This is a genomic window from Streptomyces sp. NRRL F-5135, assembly GCF_000719775.1.
Lineage (GTDB): Bacteria > Actinomycetota > Actinomycetes > Streptomycetales > Streptomycetaceae > Streptomyces > Streptomyces hebeiensis.
The window spans coordinates 37,509-61,409 of sequence record NZ_JOHR01000029.1 but is presented as its reverse complement, the minus strand read 5'-3'; the positions used below and the strand labels follow the sequence as shown (position 1 = coordinate 61,409).

General features: G+C 71.3%; 11 protein-coding genes. 9 read left to right on the top strand and 2 right to left on the bottom strand.

Annotation, left to right across the window (positions count from 1 at the left end):
• Positions 1–327: 327 nt before the first annotated feature.
• On the bottom strand, positions 328–1,272 hold the full coding sequence (locus IG02_RS0133650) for a DUF5996 family protein (protein WP_030756836.1): 945 nt from the start codon (positions 1,270–1,272) through the stop codon (positions 328–330).
• Between the two features lie 389 nt (positions 1,273–1,661).
• Between IG02_RS0133650 and IG02_RS0133640 the strand changes: the two genes are divergently transcribed.
• Positions 1,662–2,120 carry a VOC family protein gene (locus IG02_RS0133640; RefSeq protein ID WP_030756833.1) on the top strand — a complete coding sequence of 153 codons (459 nt, stop codon included), beginning with the start codon at positions 1,662–1,664 and terminating at the stop codon, positions 2,118–2,120.
• A 64-nt stretch (positions 2,121–2,184) separates the two neighbouring features.
• On the opposite strand, the gene IG02_RS0133635 is transcribed toward IG02_RS0133640, so the two are convergent.
• A complete protein-coding gene (locus IG02_RS0133635; protein ID WP_030756830.1) occupies positions 2,185–3,132 on the bottom strand; it encodes a methionyl-tRNA formyltransferase in 948 nt (315 codons plus the stop codon).
• Between the two features lie 241 nt (positions 3,133–3,373).
• Between IG02_RS0133635 and IG02_RS0133630 the strand changes: the two genes are divergently transcribed.
• From IG02_RS0133630 to IG02_RS0133595, 8 genes are all read left to right on the top strand, one after another.
• Positions 3,374–4,732 (top strand): lysine N(6)-hydroxylase/L-ornithine N(5)-oxygenase family protein, encoded by a 1,359-nt coding sequence (locus IG02_RS0133630; RefSeq protein WP_030756827.1) that lies wholly within the window; start codon positions 3,374–3,376, stop codon positions 4,730–4,732.
• Positions 4,733–4,990: 258 nt separating this feature from the next.
• Positions 4,991–6,064 carry a FecCD family ABC transporter permease gene (locus tag IG02_RS0133625; RefSeq protein WP_234315007.1) on the top strand — a complete coding sequence of 358 codons (1,074 nt, stop codon included), beginning with the start codon at positions 4,991–4,993 and terminating at the stop codon, positions 6,062–6,064.
• The gene (locus IG02_RS0133620; protein ID WP_030756820.1) at positions 6,061–7,122 is read left to right on the top strand and encodes a FecCD family ABC transporter permease; all 1,062 of its coding nucleotides are present in this window, start codon (positions 6,061–6,063) and stop codon (positions 7,120–7,122) included. The genes IG02_RS0133625 and IG02_RS0133620 overlap by 4 nt, the downstream gene beginning before the upstream one ends.
• 39 nt (positions 7,123–7,161) lie before the next feature.
• Positions 7,162–8,040 (top strand): ABC transporter ATP-binding protein, encoded by an 879-nt coding sequence (locus IG02_RS0133615; protein ID WP_030756817.1) that lies wholly within the window; start codon positions 7,162–7,164, stop codon positions 8,038–8,040.
• 245 nt (positions 8,041–8,285) lie between these two features.
• Positions 8,286–9,332: an iron-siderophore ABC transporter substrate-binding protein gene (locus IG02_RS0133610; protein WP_030756812.1), complete on the top strand. Its 1,047-nt coding sequence runs from the start codon at positions 8,286–8,288 to the stop codon at positions 9,330–9,332.
• A gap of 43 nt (positions 9,333–9,375) precedes the next feature.
• A complete protein-coding gene (locus tag IG02_RS0133605; protein WP_030756810.1) occupies positions 9,376–11,181 on the top strand; it encodes an ABC transporter ATP-binding protein in 1,806 nt (601 codons plus the stop codon).
• Positions 11,182–11,238: 57 nt separating this feature from the next.
• Entirely contained in the window at positions 11,239–22,164 is a 10,926-nt protein-coding gene (locus tag IG02_RS0133600; RefSeq protein ID WP_030756806.1) for a non-ribosomal peptide synthetase, read from the top strand.
• The gene (locus IG02_RS0133595; protein ID WP_030756804.1) at positions 22,151–23,851 is read left to right on the top strand and encodes an ABC transporter ATP-binding protein; all 1,701 of its coding nucleotides are present in this window, start codon (positions 22,151–22,153) and stop codon (positions 23,849–23,851) included. Before IG02_RS0133600 ends, IG02_RS0133595 begins: the two co-directional genes overlap by 14 nt.
• Positions 23,852–23,901 lie beyond the last annotated feature (50 nt).

Below are 23,901 nucleotides of genomic sequence, written 5' to 3'. Positions count from 1 at the left end.
CGGAAGGGGCCTCCCCTGGTCGAGCGAAGCCGAGACCTTGGGGATGACCGACGACAACGCCGCCGGGCGCCGCCCATCGGCACGCGACGCCGCCCCACCTATCCGCGCGACCTCTAAGTGCCGTCACCACCATGGCCGGCCTCTCCATGCCGGTGGCCATGGACGCGGTCAGCATGCCGTGCGCCACCGTTCGGCCCATCCGGCCCCGGGCGCTCGGGGGCGGGACGGCCACTCAGCCGCGAGCCGGCAGCGGCGGCGGTCCCGGCAGACGGCGCGTCGGCCCGCCGGACCGCTCCGGTGGCGGAATCCCTCCGGACCCGCGCTCCGTCACTGGAAGTCCCGCCAGCGATGGGGGTCGGTTTCGAGCATGGAGCGGTCCCACCCGCCGCGTTCGGCCGCCGCCTCGTAGGTGGTACGGAGGAACGCGCTGAGTACGCCGTCCGGGTCGTCGGCGGTGCGGACGGCCTCGTACGCCAGGATGAACTGGCCGTTTTCCCCGCTGTAGAAGGCATCGGCCGGAGCGACGGGGTAATCGGCGAACCCCTCGGGCTCGGGGTAGGCATAGGCGTAGAAGGCACCTTCCTCGCCGCCGCCGGGCCAGAACCCGCAGCTGCTCAACTCGCGGGAATAGCCTTCCACCATCACCCAGTCACCACAGTTGGGTGCGCCGCCGGGGTGCCGCGGGGCGGGGCGGCCGGAAAACCTCGTGCATGCCAGGTCCATGGCGCCCCAGAAGTAGTGCACCGGGCTGACCTTGCCGATGAAGCCCGAGCGGAAATCGCCCATGACGCGATGGGCTTGCAACAGCTGACGCCAGAAGAGGCGGGCCGCGGTGGCGTCGTAAGAGGCATGCCGGTCATCCTCGGCGAACGGGATCGCCGGTTCCACCTCGTTGGGGTGGGCCTGGATCCGCGTCTCGATTCCGACCTCGTCCAGGGCGCGCATCGTCTCGGCGTAGAACCGGGCCACGGGCTTGGGCTCCAGAGCCACGGTGCGGACGGCACCATCGCTGGTACGGATGCGCAGCTGGTGGTCGATGAAGTCGAACTCGATGTCGAAGGCGCCGGACCCGTACGGGATGGCGGATGTGGTCAGCCCGCGCGGACTGACGTACAGGGTGACCTGCCACCAGTGGTTCATCAGCGGTGCGTGCGCCAGGCGCACTTTGCCGACGATCTGCGTCCACATGTGCAGCGTGTCTCTTGTTTCGGCCCAGTCGGCCGTCCGGAGCCGCGGCCAGGCTTCACGCGTGTGCGTCGATCGCTGTGTCACCGTTGTGCCTTCCGGATCGGCGTCGCCGCTGTTCGGAACGTGACGGGTTCGGCCGGTTCGACCGGCCCGACCGGCTCCGGACCCTGGGAGGGGACGACCGGCCGCACAAGCTCCCGGAGGCCGGGGCCGTCGCTTTCGGTGCCTGCCGGGGACGGATTCCTTATCAAGCATGCTCGCCCCCGCCCGCCGCGGGGGCAACTCGGTCGGCCCGCACGGGCACGGCACCGGCGTGCGACGCCGAGACACGCCCCTGACGTGGGCAAACGGCACCCATACGCGCGATGGCGGCCGCTTCCTCCAGAATCGAGCGGGAACCCGGGCCGAGCCGGCCCGGGCACGAGAAGCGGGCTGGGTGCCCGGCCCGGCGCCCGCACGAGAGGGGCACCGCGATGACGACTCCAGGCAATCTGCCCGCACCCGAGCATGGGCTTGTTCTCACCCACTTCCTGACCGTGCGCGACGTCGCGAGGTCGAGTCGCTTCTACGCCGAGATCCTCGGCGGCGAGGTCGTGCTGAAGGAGAACCCGGCCATCGTGAAGGTGGCCAACAGCTGGATCATCATGAACCCCGGAGGCGGCCCCACCCCGGACAAGCCCGGGGTGACCCTGACACCGCCGGAGACCGGCGACACCGTTTCCAGTTTCCTGAACGTCCGTGTCGCCGACATCCGTGCCTTCTACGCCAACGCCGTGGCCAGGGGCGCGGAGTTCCTCACGGAACCTCTCGACCGGAAGGCCGAGGTGCGCTGCTACATGCGCGACCCCGACGGCTACCTCATCGAAGTCGGCCAGGCCACTGGCATGCTCCATGGTGTGTTCGCCGACCCACCCGCCGGATCACACGGCTGAGGCGTCCTGTCGGAATGCCGGGACGCGGGCCCCGCTGTGGCCGGCAACGGCCTGGGGACCGGTATCAGGGGCGGTTGGTCAGATAGCCGCCCATGGAGGTGAAGTACTCCGTCGCGGGCAGCTCCCGGCCGTCCTCGGTCCGTACGCGTGTGATGGCCAGGCCGTGGTTGCGGCCGGTGCGGGCGTCGGCTCCGGCGACGATCACCACACCCTCGCCCTCGCGGTAGAAGACGCGGCCGGGCGTACCGCCGTAGCGGTTCTGGGACACGACCGCGGCGAGGACTTCGAGGCGCTTGCCCTTGTGGAAGGTGAAGGCGCTGGGATACGGCTCGGACTGGGCGCGGACCAGGCGTGCGAGGTCTTCCGCCGGCCAGCTCCAGTCGATGCGGATGTCCTCGGCGGACCGCTTGTGGAAGAAGCTCGCCAGGGAGCGGTCCTGCTTGGTGAACTCCGTCTGACCGGCGGCGATGAGGCCGAGCGCGCCGATGGTGACCGGGGCGATGAGGTCGACGGTCTTGTGGAAGAGGTCGGTGGCGGTGTCCGTCGGCCCGACCGGGACGGCCTCCTGCCGGACGATGTCGCCGGCGTCGAGTTCTTCGTCCATCATGTGCGCGGTGACGCCCACTTCGCGCTCGCCGTTGATCAGGGCCCAGATCAGCGGGGAGAAGCCGGCGTACTTGGGCAGCAGCGAGTCGTGGACGTTCAGCGTCCCGTGGCGCGGGAGGCCGAAGATGCGCGGGGGGATCCATGTCCGCCAGTTGTTGGCCACGATGATGTCCGGGTCCGCCTCTTTGAGGCGTTCGAACAGCTCCTCGTCATCGGGGCGGTTGCGGATCAGCACCGGGACGCCGTGCTCTTCGGCGAGGTCGGCGACGGAGTCGCTCCAGATCTTCTCGTACGCGTGCTCGCTCTTGGGGTGCGTCACGACCAGTACCACGTCGTGCTCGGAGTCCAGGAGGGCTCGCAGGGTCCGGTGCCCCCAGGTCTGGTAACCGAACATGACGACCCGCATGGGCTTCCTCCTCGGAGCAGGAACAGATCGACAGTGAGTAAAGCAAGGCTTGCCTTAGTTGGCAATGGGGCGCTTTCCGGACGTGGTTGACGGGTTGTCGGAATCGGGCGGCACTATCGACAGCGGCGCAAGATTAGCTTAGGCTCACCTAAGTTCAGCCCTGGGTCGCTCTGTCGGCGTGCCCACCTTTCGCACTTTCCCTCAGGCCTGACAGGCGGCTTTCCCGCACGATGGGAGTGACATGTCACAGGTTCTTCCTGGCGACGCACCACGGGTCCACGACCTCATTGGCATCGGTTTCGGCCCCTCCAATGTGGCGATGGCGATCGCGCTCAGCGAGCACAACGCACACGTCGGCAGGCAGGAGTCGGTCACCGCCCGCTTCTTCGAGCAGCAGCCGAGTTTCGGCTGGCACCGCGGCATGCTGATCGACGACGCCACCATGCAGGTGTCCTTCCTCAAGGACTTGGTGACGCTCCGGAACCCGGCCAGCGAGTTCAGCTTCCTCTGCTACCTGCAGAGCAAGAACCGGCTGATCGACTTCATCAACCACAAGAGCCTCTTCCCGCTGCGGGTGGAGTTCCACGACTACTTCGAATGGGCCGCGGCCAAGGTCGACGACATGGTCTCCTACGGCCACGAGGTCGTCTCCGTGACGCCCTTCGTCCACGACGGTGCCGTGGAGTACCTGGACGTGACGGTCCGGTCGGGGGAGGGCCTCGAGACACACCGGGCCCGCAACCTGGTCATCGGCACCGGGCTGCGCCCGCTCATGCCGGAGGGCGTGGAGCGCCGCGACCGTATCTGGCACAACTCCGATCTGCTGCGCAAGGTCGACGGACTGGGCGGCGGTCCGGGCGGCACCCGCCCCTCCCGGTTCATCGTCGTGGGCGCCGGGCAGAGCGCCGCCGAGAACGTCGCCTACCTCCACCGCCGCTTCCCCCGGGCCGAGATCTGCGCGGTCTTCTCGCGCTACGGTTACAGTCCCGCCGACGACAGCGGCTTCGCCAACCGGATCTTCGACCCCGGGGCGGTCGACGATTTCTTCGCCGCGCCCGAAAGCGTCAAGAGCCGGCTGATGGCCTACCACGGCAACACCAACTACAGCGTGGTGGACATCGACCTGATCGACGACCTGTACCGGCGGATGTACCAGGAGAAGGTCCTCGGCGCGGAGCGGCTGCGCTTTCTCAACGTGTCCCGGGTCACCGATGTCGAGGAGACCCCCGGCGGTGTCCGTGCCACCGTGAAATCCCTTGTCACGGGCGAGGAGACGCCCCTGGACGCCGACGTGGTGGTGTTCGCCACGGGCTACGGCCCGGCGGACCCCCTCGGCCTCCTCGGCGAGGTCGCCGACCGCTGTCTGCGCGACGACGAGGGCCGCGTCCGTGTCGAGCGTGACTACCGTATCGCGACGGAGCCCGACCTGCGCTGTGGAATCTATCTGCAGGGCGGCACGGAGCACACGCACGGCATCACGACGTCCCTGCTGTCCAACACCGCGATACGGGTCGGCGAGATCCTGGACTCGCTGCTCGACCGGGGGATCAAGTCCACGTCCGACGAGGCCCGGCCGGTCGCGGACGGCACCGCCCGCTAGGGCGTGTTGCGAAAGTCCCGCCTGGCCGGCGACGCCTGGCACGCACGCTCGCCGCGTTGTCGGAGTCGTCCAAGTACGTCCGGTCCATCGACGACGCCGATCCTCCGCCTTGCGATCGCACGCACCAGACGCCGCCGGCCCCGCCCTTCGGGCGGACGGCGCTACTTTCGCAACACGCCCTAGTGCCGGGAGAGGCACTGGGTTCTGTCCTGGACGTGTGGTGCCCAACGGGCCACGCGTCCCCGGGGGATCAAAGGGATGACGTACGTCGACATGTGCACAACTGCAGTTGAGCGCCCCGCACCCGAGGGGGCAACACACGTCCGCCGGCGGCTGGTCGCGGGTCTGGGCACGCTGGTGGTGATCCTCCTGATCGCGGCGGTGGTGTCCTTGGCCGTCGGCGCGCGCGCGTTGAGTCCCGCCGAGGTCTGGCGCGGGCTGTTCGCGGTGCCCGACTCCGATCAGCGGCTCACCGAGATCAGGCTCATCGTGCGAACGGTGCGGCTGCCCCGGACGGTGCTCGCCATCGTGGCGGGCACCGCTCTGGGGGTCGGCGGCGCGCTGATCCAGGGATACACACGCAACCCCATAGCCGACACGGGCCTGCTGGGAGTGAACTCCGGCGCCTCGTTCGCCGTGGTGTCGGTGATCGCCGTCTTCGGGTTCGCCAACCCGTTCCAGTACGTCTGGTTCGCCTTCGCGGGGGCGGCGCTCGCCGGCGTCGTCGTCTTCGGCCTCGCGAGCATCGGCCGGGGGGCGGGCAACCCGCTGACGCTCGCCCTGGCCGGGCAGGGGATCACGGTGTTCCTGATGGCGATGACCACGGCGGTCGCGCTGTCCGACCAGGACTCGCTGAACGCGTTGCGGTTCTGGAACGCGGGCTCCGTGGCCGGTGTCGGATTCGACGTCATCGGGCCGGTGACCGCGTTCATCGCGGTCGGACTGGTGCCGGCGCTGATCGCCCTGCCCGCACTCAACCTGCTCAACCTGGGTGCCGACGTGGCGCGAGGGCTGGGCGTGAACATCGCGCTGAGCAGGACCATCGGCATCGTCGCGATCACCCTGCTGGCGGGCGCGGCCACGGCGGCGTGCGGCCCCATCGCCTTTCTCGGGCTCATGGTGGCCCACATCGCCCGGTATCTGACCGGGCCGGACTACCGCTGGCTGGTGCCGTACGCGGGTCTGCTCGGTGCCGTAGTCCTGCTGGTCTGCGACATGGTGGGGCGCGTGGTGGTGCGGCCGGGTGAACTGGACGCGGGTGTGGTGGTCGCCCTCATCGGCGCCCCGTTCTTCGCGGTCCTGGTGTGGCGAGGAAAGTTCAAGAACGCGTGAACGGGACAGAAGTGACCTCATCGGTGGCGCCGGGCGTGCGGCTCGGCCGCGTGTCGTTCGTGTGGCGGCCCTGGCTCGTCCTGGTGACGCTGCTGCTGACGGCCGCGACCTTCCTGGTGTTCTGCCTCTCCATCAGCGTCGGGGACTTCCCCGTCGGGCTGTCCCGGGTGATCGCCACGATCCTCGGCAGGGGCGAGCGGGTCGACGAGTTCGTGGTCATGGACCTGCGGATGCCGCGTGCGCTCGCCGGACTCGTCGTGGGGATCGCGCTGGGGATGTCCGGAGCGATCACGCAGTCCGTCGCGCGCAATCCACTGGCCAGTCCGGACATCCTGGGGATCACCGGGGGCGCGAGCGCGGTCGCGGTCTTCCTGGTGACGGTGTCGGGCGGGACCGCCGCGGCGGTGGCCGGCTCGGTGGGCCTGCCCGCGGCGGCGCTCGCGGGCGGTCTCGGCACGGGTCTGCTGGTGTACTTCCTGGCGTGGCGGCGCGGGATCGAGGGCTTCCGGCTCATCCTCATCGGTATCTCGGTGAGCGCCGTCATGCAGGCGATCACGACCTGGCTGCTGGTCTCGGCCGACATCAGGGACGTGGCCAGGGCGCAGGCGTGGCTGGTCGGCTCGCTGGACGACCGGTCGTGGGACGAGGTGAGGGTGGCGTTCTGGTGCACGGTCGTGCTGATGGCCGTCGTGGCCGGGGTCGCGTTCCAGTTCAAGCCGATGCACCTCGGCGACGACATCGCCGCGGGCCTGGGCGTCCGGTATTCGAGGGTGCGGGCGGTCCTGCTGCTGTGCGCGGTCCTGCTGGCCGCCGGAGCGGTGAGCGCGGCGGGCCCCGTGCCGTTCGTCGCGCTCGTGGCGCCACAGGTGGCGATGCGCCTGGCGAAGTACCCGACCCCGCCGATGCTCGCCTCCGGCCTGGTGGGAGCGCTGCTGCTGATCGGCGCCGACCTGGTCGCGCGCACGGCGCTGCCGATCACGCTCCCGGTCGGCGTGGTCACCGCCGCGATCGGCGGCCCGTTCCTCGTCTGTCTGCTGGTGCGGGCGAACCTCCGATAGATGGTAAGAAGGTAAGGCGAACCTCATCAAGGGGGGCTTGTGGTCACTCAGTTCATCACCGGGACCGGGACCGGGTCCGGAGTCGCGGACGTCGCAGGGACCGAGTCCCAGGCCGCGGACGTCGCACGGTTGGCAGCCAGGGGCGTCACGGTCGGGTACGGCGGCCGGGCGGTCATCGACGATCTCGACGTGGCGATCCCGCCCGGGGTGATCACCACGATCATCGGTCCCAACGGCTGTGGGAAGTCGACCCTCTTGCGGACCCTGACGCGGCTGCTCAAGCCCGCCCTGGGGACGGTGGTGCTGGATGGCGAGGACATCGCCGAGCTCAGGACCAGGGACGTGGCGAAGAAGCTCGGTCTGCTGCCGCAGGCGCCGGTCGCGCCCGAGGGGCTGACGGTGGCCGACCTGGTCGCCAGGGGGCGCCATCCGCACCAGAGTTGGCTGCGGCAGTGGTCGTCGGACGACGCCGAGGTCGTGGCGCGCGCGCTGGCCATGACCGGGGTGTCCGCGTTGGCCGACCGCCCGGTCGACTCGCTCTCCGGCGGACAGCGCCAGCGCGTCTGGATCTCGATGACCCTGGCCCAGGGCACTGATCTGCTGCTGCTGGACGAGCCGACCACCTATCTGGACCTGGCGCACGCGATCGACGTGCTCGACCTGGTGGACGACCTGCACGAGTCGGGGCGCACCGTGGTCATGGTGCTGCACGACCTCAATCTGGCCACGCGCTACAGCGACAATCTCGTCGTGATGCGGGAAGGATCGATCCTGGCGCAGGGGCACCCGCGTGACGTGATCACCGCCGAGTTGCTGTACGAGGCGTTCGGGCTGCACGCCAAGGTGGTTGACGACCCGGTGGGCGATCGTCCGCTCATCGTGCCGATCGGCCGCACGCACGTCCGGCCGGCCCCGTAGGCCCGCGCGTGATGCCCGCCGGCGCTCCGCGAGCCTCCGGGCTCCAGGCACCGCCGGCCGGGTCTCATGTCCGCATGCGCCGCGGAAACCACCGGGCCGGCATGGGCCGGGCACGCCCCGGCCCGGCTCGTGTCCGACGGAGAGAAAGTCGCAAGTTAGGCTAGGCTAGCCTCAGTTGCTCGGGGTAAGGTTTGGCTGCCCTTGTACGGGGGCGCAGTGCACTGTGTGAAAGCAAGGGATTCCGGATGCATCGAACGACTCTTGTGAAGCCCTGGAGGCGGCTGGCGGCGACCGTGTCCGCCGCGGCCCTGGGTGTCGGCCTCCTGGCGGGATGCGGTTCCGACTCGCCGGACAAGGGGAGCGACAACGTTCCGGCGGCCGCCGCCGGCGCGTTCCCGGTCACTGTGGAACACGCGTTTGGATCCACGAAGATCACCAAGGCTCCTCAGCGGGTCGTTTCCGTGGGTTATACGGACGACCAGGCCATCCTGGCGTTCGGCATCAAGCCGGTCGGCATGGTCGACCAGTATCCGAACCCGGCGGGCAAGTCCCCCGACATCAACACCCAGTGGCCCTGGGTGAAGGACAAGTGGGGAGACACCCGCCCCGAGGTCGTCATGAACAACGGTGACCCGGGCCCCAACTACGAGAAGATCGCCTCCCTGCGGCCGGACCTGATCATCGCGGTCTACTCCGAGATCGACCGGGCCGGCTACGAGAAGCTTTCGAAGATCGCCCCGACGGTGGGCCGTACCAAGGGCGAGAAGGAGCCGTTCAGCGCACCGTGGCAGGACAACGCGGTGCACATCGCCAAGGCGCTCGGCAAGGAGGACGAGGGCGCCGAGCTGGTGCGGGGCATCCAGGACAAGCTCGACACGGCTCGCGAGGAGCACCCCGAGTTCGCCGACCAGACCGCTGTCGCGCTGTCCTGGTACAAGGATTCGCTCGCTCCGTTCACCACCACCGACGTGCGCGGACGGCTGGTGACGGGCATCGGTTACCGGGGCGCCACGAAGATCGACGAGATCGCGGACGGCAAGTTCTTCACCGTGCTGTCCCCCGAGCGTGTCGACCTGGTCGACGTCGACCGCATCTTCGTGATCAACGACAAGGCGGACACGGCAGCGCTCAAGAAGTTCGAGCTGTTCACCAACCTGTCCGCCGTCAAGAACGGCAAGGTGTCGTACCTGCTGGACAGCGAGGGCCCGGCGGTCGGTGCGGCCATGTCCCAAAGCACCCTGCTCTCCCTGCCGTACGCGATCGACCAGCTCGTCAAGTCGGTCGGCCGGTGATGGCGGCCGAACCGGCCCGCCCCCGGCGAGACCTGGTCCTTGGGTGAGTGCCACCGACACCCGCGCGGCCCCGGCGAACCTGCGCACGGCGACCGGGGGCGAGGCCACCCGTTGGGTCACGGCACACTGCCGCCGGACCCCTTGGCTGACGGCCTTCACCGTGCTCACCACGGTGGCCGGAGCGGCGCTCCAGGTGCTCCCCGTGCTCCTGCTGGGCCAGGTGGTCGACGGAGTGGCGGGGGGCGGATCGCGCTCGGTGCTGGTCACGGTCGGGGTGACGATGGGGGTCGCCGCGCTGCTCGGCTCGGCGGCCACCGCGGCGTCGACCTGTCTGATCGGGCGGCTGGGGGCGGATCTGCTCGCCCGGCTGCGGGAAGGCGCCGTCCGCGCGGTGCTGGGGATGCCGAGCGCACGCATCGAGCAGGTCGGCCGCGGCGACGTGCTGTCCCGGGTCGGTGACGACGTGGCCGTGCTGTCCAAGGGCATCCGGACGGCGATCCCCACGGTGTTCTCGGCGGGGGTGCTGGTCGTCATCGCCACGGTCGGCATGTTCGGACTGGACTGGCGGCTCGGCCTGGCCGGCGCCGGCGCGCTGCCCGCGTACGCCCTGGCCCTGCGCTGGTACCTGCCCCGCTCCGCCCCGCTCTACCGGAAGCAGCGGGTGGCCCAGGCCGACCGCGCCCAGGCGTTGATCAGCGGCCTCGACGGGATCGACACGGTCCGGGCGTACCGCCTGGAGGAAGCCGTCCGCGAGAAGGTCACCCGTGAGTCATGGCGTGTGCGCGATCTCGGCGTCGACGTGTTCCGGTTCTTCGGCCGGTTCGTCGGCAGGGAGAACCGCGCCGAGTTCATCGGGCTGGTCCTGATCCTCGTGGTGGGGTACGCCCTGCTGGAAGCCGACGCCGCCAGCCTGGGCGAGGTGTCGGCGGCCCCGTTGATGTTCCACCGGCTGTTCACCCCGCTGGGCGCCATCATGTTCACCTTCGACGAGGCGCAGAAGTCGGGCGCGAGCCTCACCCGCCTGGTCGGGGTGGTGGGGGAGCCCTCGGAGGACCGGCTGGTGGGTGACGTGTCCGTCGCGTCGGCGGACTCCGCACCGTACCCGGTGACGGTGGAGGGGGTGACCTTCGGCTATCCCGGCACCGAGGAACCGGTCCTGCGGCAGGTGAACCTGTCCATCCCGGCCGGAGGTTCGCTCGCCCTGGTGGGCGCGACGGGCGCGGGCAAGTCGACCCTGGCCGCGCTGATCGCCGGCATCGGGACCCCCGGGGCCGGGTCGGTGCGCATCGGGCCGCACGACCTCGCCGCTCTGGACGAGGCCGGGGCGCGGGCCCTGGTGAGCATCCTGACGCAGGAGACGCACGTGTTCTCGGGGCCGCTCGCCGAGGACCTACGGCTCGCCGCGCCCGGGGCGAGCGACGCGCGGCTGATGGACGCGTTGCGCACGGTCGGCGCCGGCGGATGGGTCGAGTCGCTGCCCGACGGGCTGAACACCATGGTCGGCGAGGGCGGCGAGCGGCTGGACGGCACCAAGGTCGCCCAGATCGCCCTGGCGCGGCTGGTGCTGCGCCGCTCGCCGGTGGTGGTGCTCGACGAGTCGACCGCGGAGGCGGGCAGCGAGGGCGCCGCCGAACTGGAACGGGCCGTGCTGGCCGCGTGCTCGGGCCGGACCACGCTGTTCGTGGCGCACCGGCTGACCCAGGCGATGGCGGCGGACCGGATCGCGGTGCTGGACGCGGGGCGCGTGGTGGAGGAAGGAACGCACGGGGAGTTGGTGGCTCTGGGCGGCCAGTACGCGCGGCTGTGGCGCGCCTGGCGAGAGGGCAGTTGGGCGAACGAGGGTGGTTAGGTAATCCTTAGTTAGGTTAGGCTGACCTGCATACCCTGGAAGGATGCTGAGTCTTCGATGACGGAACCTCGCGCTCCTCACGTACTGCTTTCTCCCACCCTCCTGGCCGGTGTACGCAGGCGGACCGGCGACTACGGCGATCGGACCATCGCCGAGGCGTGCGCCGTCGGGCTGTCGTACTGGACGACGGGCCGCGGCCCCGACGGCATCGACCTCACCCCCGGCACGCTGTTCGCCGACATCCTCGGGTGGGTCGACAACGGCGGTGCCGGGACGGGGGAGTGGCAGGTCGGCGCGGACGGCCTGAGCATCACCGTCCCCGCCGGCGTCGCGCCGGCCGACGCGCAGCTCGCGCTGGACGACCTGGCCGAGTTCCCGGACCGGCCCATCGGCACCATCGGCCCGTCCAGCGCGGCGGCGAGGATCGAAGCCCTGGCCGAGTGGAACGACACCCGGGCCGACCGGGTCCGCCCGACCATCATGGAGATGTTCCACGAGCAGGCGCGCACCAGGCCGGACGCCGTCGCCATCGTCGACGAGCACCGGTCGCTGACCTACCGTGAGGCGGCCGGACGCTCCGCTCAGTTGGCCCACCACCTGATCGAACGCGGCCTGACCTCCGAACAGGTCGTCGGTATCTCGCTGGGCCGCTCGGCCGACATGGTCATCGGGCTCCTCGCCGTGCTCCAGGCGAAGTGCGCGTTCGTACCGCTCGATCCGCAGTGGCCCGCCGCACGCCGGGCCGTCGTCGTCGAGGACGCCGGTGTCGTACTGCAGCTCAACGACTCGGGCGAGCACGACGCGGACGAGCCGGGCGCCGTGGCCGTCGACCTCGGCGACTGGCGATTCGGCGCCTACCCCACCGAGGGACCCGAGGCGGCCGTCCCCGGCACGGCCCTGGCGTACGTGATCTTCACGTCCGGCTCGACCGGGCGGCCCAAGGGCGCCATGATCCGGCACGAGGCGATCAGCGAGCGCCTGCTGTGGCAGGTCGACGAGATCCTGCGATTCGGCCACGACGACGCGTCGCTGTTCAAGGCGCCGTTGTCCTTCGACATCTCCATCAACGAGATCTTCCTGCCGCTGGTGTCCGGCGGCCGGCTGGTGATCCTGCGGCCCGGCGGCGAACGCGACCCGCACCACCTGCTGAGCGTGATCGCCGAACAGCGCGTCACCTTCACCTACTTGGTGTCGTCCATGCTCGACGTACTGCTGGAGATCGTGGGCGACTCCGGCCGCCTGGACAGCCTGCGTCACGTGTGGTGCGGTGGCGAGGTGCTGACGCCGGAGCTGTACGAGCGGTTCCGCACCCGGCTCGACATCCCCCTGTACCACGGCTACGGCCCGGCCGAGACGACCATCGGGGTCTCCCACGTCATCTACCGGGGCGCGGCCGAACGCCTGTCGACGTCGATCGGCAAGGCCAACCCCAACACCCAGCTGTACGTGCTGGACGACGAACTGCGCCCGGTCCCGGTCGGAGTCGGCGGCGAACTGTACGCGGGAGGACTCCTCCTGGGACGCGGGTACGTCAACGCGCCCGGCCTGACGGCGTCCCGGTTCGTGGCGAACCCCTTCGCCGACGACGGGTCCCGGCTCTACCGGACCGGTGACCTGGCGCGCTTCGCCCCGGACGGGTCGCTGGACTTCCTCGGCCGTGCCGACAACCAGATCAAGATCCGCGGCATGCGGCTGGAGACCGAGGACGTCGAGGCCGGCCTCGCGGAGCACCCCGGAGTACGGCACACCTGCGTCGTCGCGAAGAAGAACACGGCGGGCGGCACCTACCTGGTGGGGTACGTGCTCCCGGCCGCCGGCCACGAGGCCCTGCGGGCGGACGAGGTCAAGGCATGGGCCGCCCGGCACATGGTGGAGTACATGGTGCCCGCCCACATCGTCGTGATGAAGGAGTTCCCGCTCACCGCGAACGGGAAGCTCGACCGGGGCGCGCTGCCGGAGCCCGTGATCGGCACAGGCTCCGTGGTGGCGCCCGCCACCGACGACGAGCGGGCGGTGTGCGCGGCCGTCGCGTCGGTGCTGAGGCTGGAGCAGGTGGGCGTCGACCAGGACTTCTTCCAGCTCGGCGGAGACAGCATTCTGGCGATCTCACTGCTGAGCGCACTGCGGGACGCGGGCCTCCACGTCACCGCGCGGCAGATCTTCACCCACAGCGTGCTCGGGGCACTGGCCGCGGTGGCGAGCCGGGAAGACCTCTCCACCGTGGACCACGGCGATGTCGGGACCGGTCCCGTCGTGGGATCGCCCATCGTGCAGTGGCTCGGCCGGACCACGGACGCGATCGACGGCTTCGTCCAGTCGGTCGTACTGAACACACCGGCGGACCTGACCGCCCCCGCCCTCGACGCGATCCTCGCAGCCGTCCTGGAACGGCACGACATGCTGCGCGCCAGGCTGGTGCGCGGCGACCGCTGGAGCTTCGACATCCCGCGACCCGGCCGGGCCGTCGTGGGGTGGCAGGAGAGCGACCGTCCGGCCGAGGAGTGTGTCGCGCTCGCCACCGACGGGCTCGACCCGGACAACGGCGTGATGCTGCGCGCCGTGTGGCGCCGCGAGGCGGGGCAACTGGTCGTGGTCGCCCACCACCTCGTGATCGACGGCGTGTCCTGGCGGATCCTGATGGACGACCTGGCCACGGCATGGCGCCAGTTCGCCGCGGGCGTCCCGGTCGACCTGCCACCCGTCGGCACCTCGTTCAGGCGCTGGACACAGCTGCTGGGCCGTGCGGCACGCGACACGGACCGCGTCTACTTCGAGCGCCCCCTGCCGGGAACGGACGCTCCGCTGGGCAGACGTGCGCCGACCGAGGCCGACAACGTCGCGCGGGAGCGGACGCGGACCGTCTCCCTCGGCCCGGGGGAGACGGCCGCGCTGCTGGGCGGGATTCCCGCCAAGTTCCACGCGGGCGTCAACGACGTGCTGCTGACGGCGCTCGCCGTCACCCTCGCCCGGTGGCGCCGCGACCGCGGACAGGACCAGACGTTCGCCCACATCGAACTGGAGGGGCACGGCCGCGAGACACGCCACGTGGCGGACACCGTCGGCTTCGAGCCCGACCTGTCACGGACCGTGGGCTGGTTCACCACCCTGTTCCCGGTGACCGTGGACCCCGGAGCGGCGGCGGATCTCACCGCACCGGCGTATCTGGCCGCCGCCCTCAAGGCGGTCAAGGAGGACCTGGCCGGGGTACCGGGCAACGGTGTCCCCTACGGAGTCCTGCGATACCTGACCGACACCGGGCTGACCGCGTCCGCACCGCAGGTGTTGTTCAACTACCTGGGCCGTTTCGACGCGGGCGCCTCCGGAGACTGGCAGCTCGCGGGTGCCACGGGGCAGTTGGGCGAGAAGCGCGACCCGAGGATGCGCCTGCCGCGCGCACTGGAGTTCAACGCGATCGCCGAACCCGACGCGACCGGCGCGTACGAGCTGATCACCACCATCTCCTGGCCCGAGGGGGTGTTCACCGACGAGGACATCACGACCCTCGGCCGGTACTTCCGGGACACCCTGACCGCGCTGGCCGCGCTCGACGAAGGCGGCCACTCTCCCAGCGACTTCGCCCTGGTTCGGCTCACCCAGGCCGATGTCGACGCCCTGGACGGCCCGCGGCTGCGGGACATCCTGCCGCTCACCCCGTTGCAGGAGGGCCTGTACTTCCACTCGGTCTTCGACGACGGCGCGACGGGCAGCTATGTCGAGCAGCAGCTGCTGACGCTCGCCGGCGACGTGGACGCCGACCGGCTCGCCGCGGCGGCCACCCGGCTGCTCACGCTCTACCCCAATCTGGCCGCCCGGTTCACGGCGCTCGCCGACGGCCGGGTCGTCTCCGTCCTCGAGAGCGGCGTGGTGGCACCCTTCACCACGCTGGACCGCCCCTCCCTCACGGACGACGAGATCCGCGCCCTCGCCGAACGGGACCGCCGCGCCGGTTTCGATCTGGCCGCGGGGCCGCTGATGCGCTACACGCTCATCCGCGCGGGATCCGGCCGGAGCGTCCTGGTGCAGACCGTGCACCACATCGTCGCCGACGGCTGGTCGGTGCCGCCGATGCTCCGCGCGCTGCTGGCCGAGTACCACGCGCCGGGGTCCGTCTACCCGCTCGGCGGTTACCGCGACTACGTCGACTGGCTCGCCGGGCGCGATCACGACGAGAGCGACCGGGTATGGCGCGACGAACTCGCGGACCTGCCCGGACCCTCGCTGGTCGCCGAAGGACACCCCCCTTCCGAACGGTTCGCCGACACCGCCGTCGACCTCCCGGACGGCACCGCTGCCACCGACGGCACCACTGTCACCGACGGAGTCGCCGACATCGACGCCGCCGCCCGGTCGGCCGGCGTGCCCTTGAGCGTGGCCGTGCACAGCGCGTGGGCGGTGACCCTGGGCGGCATCCTGCGCTCCAGGGACGTCGTGTTCGGTTCCACGGTGTCCGGGCGTGACGCGGAGGTGCCCGGCATCGGGGACATGGTGGGCCTGTTCATCAACACGATCCCCGTGCGCGCCCGGTGGGCCGCCGACACCACCGGGCGCGAGCTGCTCGCCGCGGTGCGGGAACACCAGAGCGCGGTGCTCGCGCACCAGCACGTCTCGCTGGCGCGGATCGGCCGCCAGGCCGGCACCGGCCCCCTGTTCGACACCCTGGTGGTGTTCGACGTCGCGACGGACCTGGACGCCCTGCGCGGTCCCGACGACGAGCTGGTCATCACCGACATCGTCAACGAGGGCGCTCCACACTACCCGTTGACGCTGGTGGCGGAGCGCACCCGGGACGGCCGACCGCGCTTCAACCTCATCTACGACGGGGAACTGCTGCGCCAGGAGAGCGCCGAGGCGATCCTGCGCACGTTCACCCGGACCCTCACCGGCCTGCTCCACCGGCCGGAGGCGCTGGTCGGCGAGGCGGCCCCCGAGGACGACCGGCGCCCGGCCCGGATCGCCCCGGCGACCCTGGGTGAACTGTTCGACGCCGCCGCGAACCGCGACCCGGCGGCCACCGCCGTCACCCAATGCGCCCTCGACGGCGGCACCCGGTCTCTGACCTACGGCGAACTGGCCGAGGCCAAGGCCACGTTGGCCTCGATGCTGCGCGCGGCGGGTGCCGGGCCCGGCAAGCGGGTCGCCGTCGCCGTCCCACGCTCCCTCGAACAGGTCGTCGCCCTGGTCGCGGTCGTCACCGCGGGCGGCGCGTACGTGCCGCTGGACCTGGCGTACCCGGACGAACGGCTGGAGTACATCCTCGCCGACGCCGCCCCGCAGGTCGTCCTCGTGGACCGTGAGCGGCGGGACCGCTTCACCCGACTGCTGTCCCGGGCGGGCGTGCGGGCCCAGGTGATCGTCCAGGGCGACGAGCTGCCGTGGGACACCACCGAACCCCGGGTCAGTTGGCACGACCCCGCGTACGTGATCTACACGTCCGGCTCGACCGGCCGGCCCAAGGGCGTCGTCGTACCGCACTCCAGCGTGGTGACGCTCCTCGCGAACACCCGTCCCGGCATGGGCTTCGGCCCGGACGACGTATGGGTCCAATTCCACTCCTACTCCTTCGACTTCGCGGTCTGGGAGCTGTGGGGAGCACTGGCGCACGGGGGCCGGCTGCTGGTGCCGGAGTACGCGCTGACCCGCTCCCCGGTCGACTTCCACCGGCTGGTCCGGGAGCACGGGGTGACCGTGCTCAACCAGACCCCGTCGGCGTTCCACCGGTTCATCGAGGCCGACCGGCACGCCGACGCACCGGTCACGACGCTGCGCCGGATCATCTTCGGAGGCGAGGCGCTGGACCTCGGGCGGCTGCGCGGCTGGGTGGAGCGGTACGGCACCGATTCGCCCGAGCTGGTCAACATGTACGGCATCACCGAGACCACCGTCCACGTCACCCACCGCGTGCTGACCGCCGAGGACTTCGGCCCGGCACGTGACCTCAGCCCGATCGGCGGCCCCCTTCCCGGCCTGGTCACCCATCTGCTCGACGACCGGCTCAGGCCGGTCCCGCCGGGCCGGGTGGGCGCCGTCTACGTCGCCGGCGACCAGGTGTCGCTCGGCTACCTGGGCAGGCCGGGGCTCACCGCGAGCCGGTTCGTGGCGAACCCGTTCGCGGACGACGGCTCCCGCATGTACCACACGGGCGACCTGGCCCGCCGTACCCTCGACGGCGAACTGGTCTTCGTCGGCCGTGCCGACGACCAGGTGCAGCTCAAGGGGTTCCGCATCGAGCTCGGTGAGGTGGAGTCCGCGATCAGGGAACTCGACGGTGTCGTCGACGTGGCCGTCACCGTGGCGGACAGCGGCGACCACCTCGTCGCCCACGTCGTGGGCCGGGCGCCCGGTGACGTCACGGCCCTGCTGGCCGCCAAACTGCCCGCGCACATGGTGCCGGGCCGGGTGCTGCCGGTCGACGCCCTGCCGCTGACGGTCAACGGCAAACTGGACCGCGAGGCGCTGACCGAGCGCGCCGCGCGGGAGGACACCCCGGTGGCCGCGAGCGACTCCGCGCTCACCGCACTGACCGACGTCTTCGCCCGGACGCTGCCCGGCGCCGCCGTGGACGCCGACACCGATTTCTTCAAGGCCGGAGGCGACAGCATCGTCGCCATCACCGTGATCAACCGGGCCAGGGCGCTCGGGCTGCCGATCACCCCCCGGGACGTGTTCCTGCGGAAGACACCGCGCGCGCTCGCCGACCACCTGGGCACGCGTACCCGGCGGGCCGTGGCGCCCGTGCCGGCACGGCGCGAGGACGGACCGCTGCCGCCGACACCGATCATCCTGCGCCAGCGCGAACTGGGCGGGACGCTCACCGGGTTCGCCCAGGCCAGGACGCTGGTGACGGCCGAGGGCACCGACCTCGCCGACGTCCGGCGCGCCGCGAACGCCGTCGTGGCCGCCCACCCGGCCCTCCGGCTGCGGCTGCGCGTCGAGCACGGCGCGTGGGCCCTGTCCACCGGCCCCGCCCGCGAGGTCACCGTCGCCCGGACGAACGCCACCGACGCGACGGCCGCGGCGAACGAGGCCTCGGGACGGCTCGATCCCGAATCCGGGGACGTCATCGCGTTCTCCTGGCTGGCGGCCAGCCGCACCCTGGTGGTCGCCGTGCACCACCTCGCCGTGGACGCGGTGTCCTGGCTGATCCTCCTCGACGACCTGGCCACCGCCCTGGGCGGCGCCCCCCTGCCGCCGCCGACCACGCCCTACGCCGAGTACGCCGAAGCACTGGCGGCGCGCTCCGCCCAGGTGACCGACGGCCTCGGACACTGGGTCGCCACGCTCCAGGCGCCCGCGCTGCTGCCCGCGGTCGTGGATCCGCGCGAGACCACTCTCGTGCTCGCGCCCGAGGTGAGCGACGTGGTGACGCGCAGCGCGCCCGCCGTACTCGGCGTGGGGCTCACCGAGCTGCTGTGCGGCGCGCTGCGCACCGCGCTGACTCGCGTTCAGCCCAGGCCCACCGATCTCGCGGTCGACCTGGAGCGGCACGGCCGGGTCCCGGCCCTGGACCACCACGACTACAGCCGCACCATCGGCTGGTTCACCTCCATCGCACCGGTGCGGCTCACCGCGCACACCGACCCCGTCGCGGCGGCGCGCGAGGTCGCGGAACGGCAGCCGGACGAGGCCGGGCACGTCGCCTACGGCCAGCTCAGGTACCTCAACCCGCAGACGGCCCCGCTGCTGGACGCCCGCCCGCAGGTGCTGTTCAACTACCTCGGCCGGGGCGGCGAGTCCCAGGCGCCGCACCTGACCACCGGCGACCGGGGCAGCCGGTACGCCGTCGAGGTCAACGCGTGGACCGACGAGGCCAGCGGAAGCCTGCACGCGACCTTCACCCTCGCCGAGGGCATACCCGACGAGATCACCGAGCACTGGCGCCGGGCACTGGAGACAATCGCGGACGCCTGTGCGACGGCCGAGCGCACCGCACCGACCACCCCGCTCCAGCGGGGCCTGTTCTTCCAGGCCCAGATGGCGGGCGCGACCGGCCACTACGTCGCGCAGAGCTACTTCACCTTCGACCGGCGCCTGGACACCGACGCGCTGGCCGAGGCGATGGCGTACGTGATCGGGCGCCACCCGGCCGTGGGCGCCGGCTTCACCACCGACGACGACGGAAAACCGGTCCAGGTCCTGAGGGCGGGCCGGCGGGTCGATGTCCGGACCGTCCGTGCGACGACGGACGCGGAGGTCGAGGCCCTGCGCACCCGGGACCGCGAGTCCGGCTTCGACCTGGACCGGCCGCCGCTGATCCGGCTGACCGTGGTGCGTCTGCCCGACGGCCGGGACGGCCTGCTGCTCAGCTACCACCTGCTGCTCTGGGACGGCTGGTCCCGCGAGATCCTGCTGCGGGACCTGTTCGACGCCTACGGGGCCGTCGTCGCGGGCGAGCCGCCGGCCGCGGCCCCGGCCACGCCGAGCTTCGAGGACTACGCCCGCACACTGGAGGCCAAGGACCTCGCGGCGTCGCACCGCTTCTGGGCGGAGCACCTGGCCGGCCTGTCAGGTCCGACGATGCTCGCCGGTCCGGCCCCGGCCCTCTCGGACGACCTGCCGCGCGCCCTCGTGCACACGCTCTCCGCCGAACTCTCGGAACTGGTGCGGGAAGCGGCCAGAGCGCACGGCGTCACGCTGAACACGGTGCTGACGGGCGCGTTCGGCCTCTTTCTCGGCGCCTGTACGGGCCGCGCCGACGCGGTGTTCGGGGTGACCGTCTCGGGCCGCGAGGGCGAGGGCCACTCCGGCATCGTCGGCGTGCTGCTCAACACGGTGCCCCTGTGGACGCGGGCACGGCCCGACGACACGGTCGGCGCGTACCTGTCGGCGGTACAGGCGGCCCGGGTCGAGGCGATGGAGCACGAGCACCTGGGGCTCGGCGAGATCCAGCGGGCCAGTGGGCACGACACGCTGTTCGACAACCTGTTCGTGCTCCAGAACTTCCTGGACCTGGACGCGCTCGCCGAGATGAATGCCAGGCACGGCATCACCTCGGTCCAGGCCGACGACTCCACGCACTACCCGTTCACCTGGGTCGTCACGCCCGGCGACCGGCTCACGGTCAAGCTGGAGCACCGCGACGACGACCCCGCGGGCGCCCGCCGTCTCCTCGACGGCTACCTGAGCGTGCTGGAGGACCTGGCGCGGTCGACCGGGCGGGTGGGCGCGTTGCGGGGGCTGGGAGCCGGCCCCGAGCCCACCGAGCGCACCGACATCGGCACGGACACCGTCGTCGACCGCTTCGACCGGGCGGCGGACCGTCATCCGGGGCGGATCGCGCTCGTCGCCCGGGGGGCGACCATGTCCTTCGCCGAACTCCAGGACCGCAGCCGTGCGGTGGCGGGTGTGCTCGCCCGTCGGGGCATCGGCCCCGAGACGACCGTGGGGCTGGCGATCCCGCGCTCGCTCGACTCGATCGTGGCGCTGTTCGCCGTGCTGCGCGTCGGTGCCGCGTACGTGCCGCTGGAACTGGACCACCCGGACGAGCGGATCGCGGCCATCGTCGCGGACGCCCGGCCCGAGGCGATCCTCACCGTGAGCGCCGTGTCGCCGCGGCTGAGCGGCGACCTGATCGAGCTGGACCGTCCCCTGCCCGAGGCCGATCCGTATCCGACGTTCGCGCCGGACGACCCGGACCGCCTGCGGCACCCCGCGTACACGATCTACACCTCCGGTTCGACCGGGCAGCCCAAGGGCGTGGTGACCGAGTACGCGGGGCTCACCAACATGCTGATCAACCACCAGCGGCGGATCTTCGAGCCGGTCCTCGCCGAGCACGGCCACCGGGTCTTCAGAATCGCGCACACCGTGTCGTTCGCGTTCGACATGTCGTGGGAGGAACTGCTGTGGCTCGCCGACGGCCACGAGGTCCACATCTGCGACGAGGAACTGCGCCGCGACGCGCCCCGTCTGGTCGAGTACTGCCTGGACCACGGGATCGACGTCATCAACGTGACCCCGACCTACGCGCAGCAACTGGTGGCCGAGGGACTGCTCGACAACCCGGCACGGCGCCCCGCGCTGGTGCTGCTGGGCGGCGAGGCCGTCACCCCCGCGCTGTGGCAGCGGCTCGCCGAGACCGAGGGGACGGCAGGCTACAACCTGTACGGGCCCACCGAATACACCATCAACACCCTCGGTGTCGGCACGTTCGAATGCCAGGACCCGGTGGTGGGCGTGGCGATCGACAACACCGAGGTGTACGTACTGGACCCGTGGCTGCGGCCCCTGCCCGACGGAGTCCCGGGTGAGCTGTACGTATCGGGCATCGGCATCGCGCGCGGTTACCTCGGCCGGAGTGCCCAGACCGCGCACCGCTTCGTCGCCTGCCCCTTCGGCGCACCCGGCGAGCGCATGTACCGCACCGGGGACCTGGTGGCCCGCCGGCCCGACGGGAACCTGACGTACCTGGGCCGCACCGACCAGCAGGTCAAGATCCGCGGGCACCGGGTCGAACTGGGAGAGGTCGAGGCCGCGTTCGCGGCGCATCCGGCGGTGCGGTTCGCCGCCGCGGTCGCCCAAACCGACCCGCAGGTCGACGGCGCGTACCGGCTGGCCGCCTATCTCGTGCTGGAGGGCGCCGACCTGGCGCGCGTCGCCGGCGAGGTGGGGGCCGGGCTGCCGGACTTCCTGCGCCCGACGCACTTCGCCCAGGTCGACAGCATCCCGCTGACCGTGAACGGGAAGGCTGACACCAAAGCGTTGCCGGAGGCCAAGCCGCTCGGCACGCTGACCACGGCGGGGGAACGCGGCCCGGAGACGGAGACCGAGACCGTGGTGTGCGAGTTCTTCGCCGAGGCACTGGACCTGGATGACGACGAGGTGAGCGCGGTGAGCGACTTCGTGTCCCTCGGCGGGCACTCCATGCTGGCGGTACGGCTGATCGGGCTGCTCCGCCGGGAGTACGGTCCCGTGATCACGATCCGTGATCTGCTCACCCTGCGAACCCCGGAAGCGATTGCCCACCACCTTGATGAAAACTCCTGACACGCGGCGGCCCCGACCGGGGTCGGACATTCTGCGGACCGCGTTGCGCGGCAACGTCGGCGCCATGGTCTGGGGCACCGTCCTCATGGGCCTGTACCAGGCGGGGGAGACCGCCTTCCCCATCGCGCTCGGCCTGATCGTCGAGCACACCATGCGGGACCGGAGCCTGGGCGCGCTCGGCCTGTCGATCGGCGCGCTGGCCGTGATCATCACGACGGTGTCGCTGTCGTGGCGGTTCGGGATGCGTGTCCTGCAGAAGGCCAACACGACCGAGGCGCACCGCTGGCGGGTGCGGGTGGCCGCCTGCGGGCTCCAGCCGGTGGCCAGGGACGTCGGCCTGAAGTCCGGTGAGGTGCTGACCATCGCCACCGAGGACGCCGACCAGACCGCCGACATCATCGAGGTGGTGCCGCTGCTGATCAGCTCCCTGGTCGCGGTGGTGGTCGCGGCGGTCGCGCTGGGGCTGGCCGACATCCGGCTCGGCCTGCTGGTGATCGTGGGGACCGTCGCGATCCTGTCGATCCTCGCCGTCCTGTCCAAGCGGATCGGCGCCAGTACGCGCGAACAGCAGGCCCGGGTGGCGCGGGCGGGCGCGAAGGTCGCCGACCTGATCAACGGCCTGCGCCCGCTGCACGGCTTCGGCGGCAACCACGCGGCGTTCGGGTCCTACCGCGAGGTCAGCACGGATGCGAAGCGCCAGGCGATCACCGTCGCCGGGGTGAACGGCACGTACGCGGGCACCGCGCTGGCCCTCAACGCGGTGCTCGCCGCCGCCGTCTCCCTGACGGCCGGCTGGCTGGCGTTCGACGGCCGGATCACCATCGGTGAACTGGTCATGGCCGTGGGTCTCGCGCAGTTCATCATCGAACCGCTCAAGATGTTCTCGGAGATGCCCAAGTACGTGATGATGGCGCGCGCCTCGGCCGAGCGCATGGCGCTGGTGCTCTCGGCGCCGCCGGTGACGACCTCGGGGCGGCGGCGGCCGGCCCCGGGCGGAGGCCTCGAGGTCGACTGCGTCAGGTACGGGTCCCTGCGCGAGCTGAAGTTCGAGGTGGGCGCCGGCGAGTTCGTGGCGATCACCGCCTACCAGCCGCGCGCGGCGGCCGACCTCGCCTCCGTCCTCGCGGTGAACGTCGCGCCCGACGCGTACGAGGGAGCGGTGCGGGTCGGCGGGCAGGCGATCGCGGACCTGTCGATCGAGTCGGTCCGCGAGCACATGCTGGTGAATCCGTACGACGGGGAGATCTTCGCGGGCACCCTCCGCACGAACATCGACCCGTCGGGCACCAGCGAGATGATTCCCGAGGCCGTCGAGGCGTCCATGCTGACCGATGTCGTCGCCCTCCACTGCGAGGGGCTCGACTACGCGGTCCGCGACCGCGGGGCGAACCTGTCCGGGGGACAGCGGCAGCGGCTGTCCCTGGCCCGCGCTCTGGCGGCCGACACCGACGTGCTGGTCCTGCACGATCCGACGACGGCCGTCGACGCGGTCACCGAGCAACTCATCGCGCGCAATGTCGCCAAGCTGCGCCACGGCCGCACCACGGTCGTGATCACCAGCAGCCCGGCGCTGCTGGACGCCGCCGACCGTGTTCTCGTCCTGGCCGACGGCATCGTCACCGCCGAGGACACCCACCGCAATCTCCTCGCCGGCGACGCGGACTACTGCCGGGCCGTGGCCCGGTGAAGCGCCGGCCGGTGCGGGAACGTGGCCGGTGAAGCGCCGGGCGTTCGCGG

Excerpts from the sequence above, each read along its gene's own strand:
- IG02_RS0133640 (WP_030756833.1), top strand. The coding sequence starts at position 1,662 with ATGACGACTCCAGGCAATCTGCCCGCACCCGAGCATGGGCTTGTTCTC.
- IG02_RS0133635 (WP_030756830.1), bottom strand. The coding sequence starts at position 3,132 with ATGCGGGTCGTCATGTTCGGTTACCAGACCTGGGGGCACCGGACCCTG.
- IG02_RS0133630 (WP_030756827.1), top strand. The coding sequence starts at position 3,374 with ATGTCACAGGTTCTTCCTGGCGACGCACCACGGGTCCACGACCTCATT.
- IG02_RS0133625 (WP_234315007.1), top strand. The coding sequence starts at position 4,991 with ATGACGTACGTCGACATGTGCACAACTGCAGTTGAGCGCCCCGCACCC.
- IG02_RS0133610 (WP_030756812.1), top strand. The coding sequence starts at position 8,286 with ATGCATCGAACGACTCTTGTGAAGCCCTGGAGGCGGCTGGCGGCGACC.
- IG02_RS0133600 (WP_030756806.1), top strand. The coding sequence starts at position 11,239 with ATGACGGAACCTCGCGCTCCTCACGTACTGCTTTCTCCCACCCTCCTG.
- IG02_RS0133595 (WP_030756804.1), top strand. The coding sequence starts at position 22,151 with ATGAAAACTCCTGACACGCGGCGGCCCCGACCGGGGTCGGACATTCTG.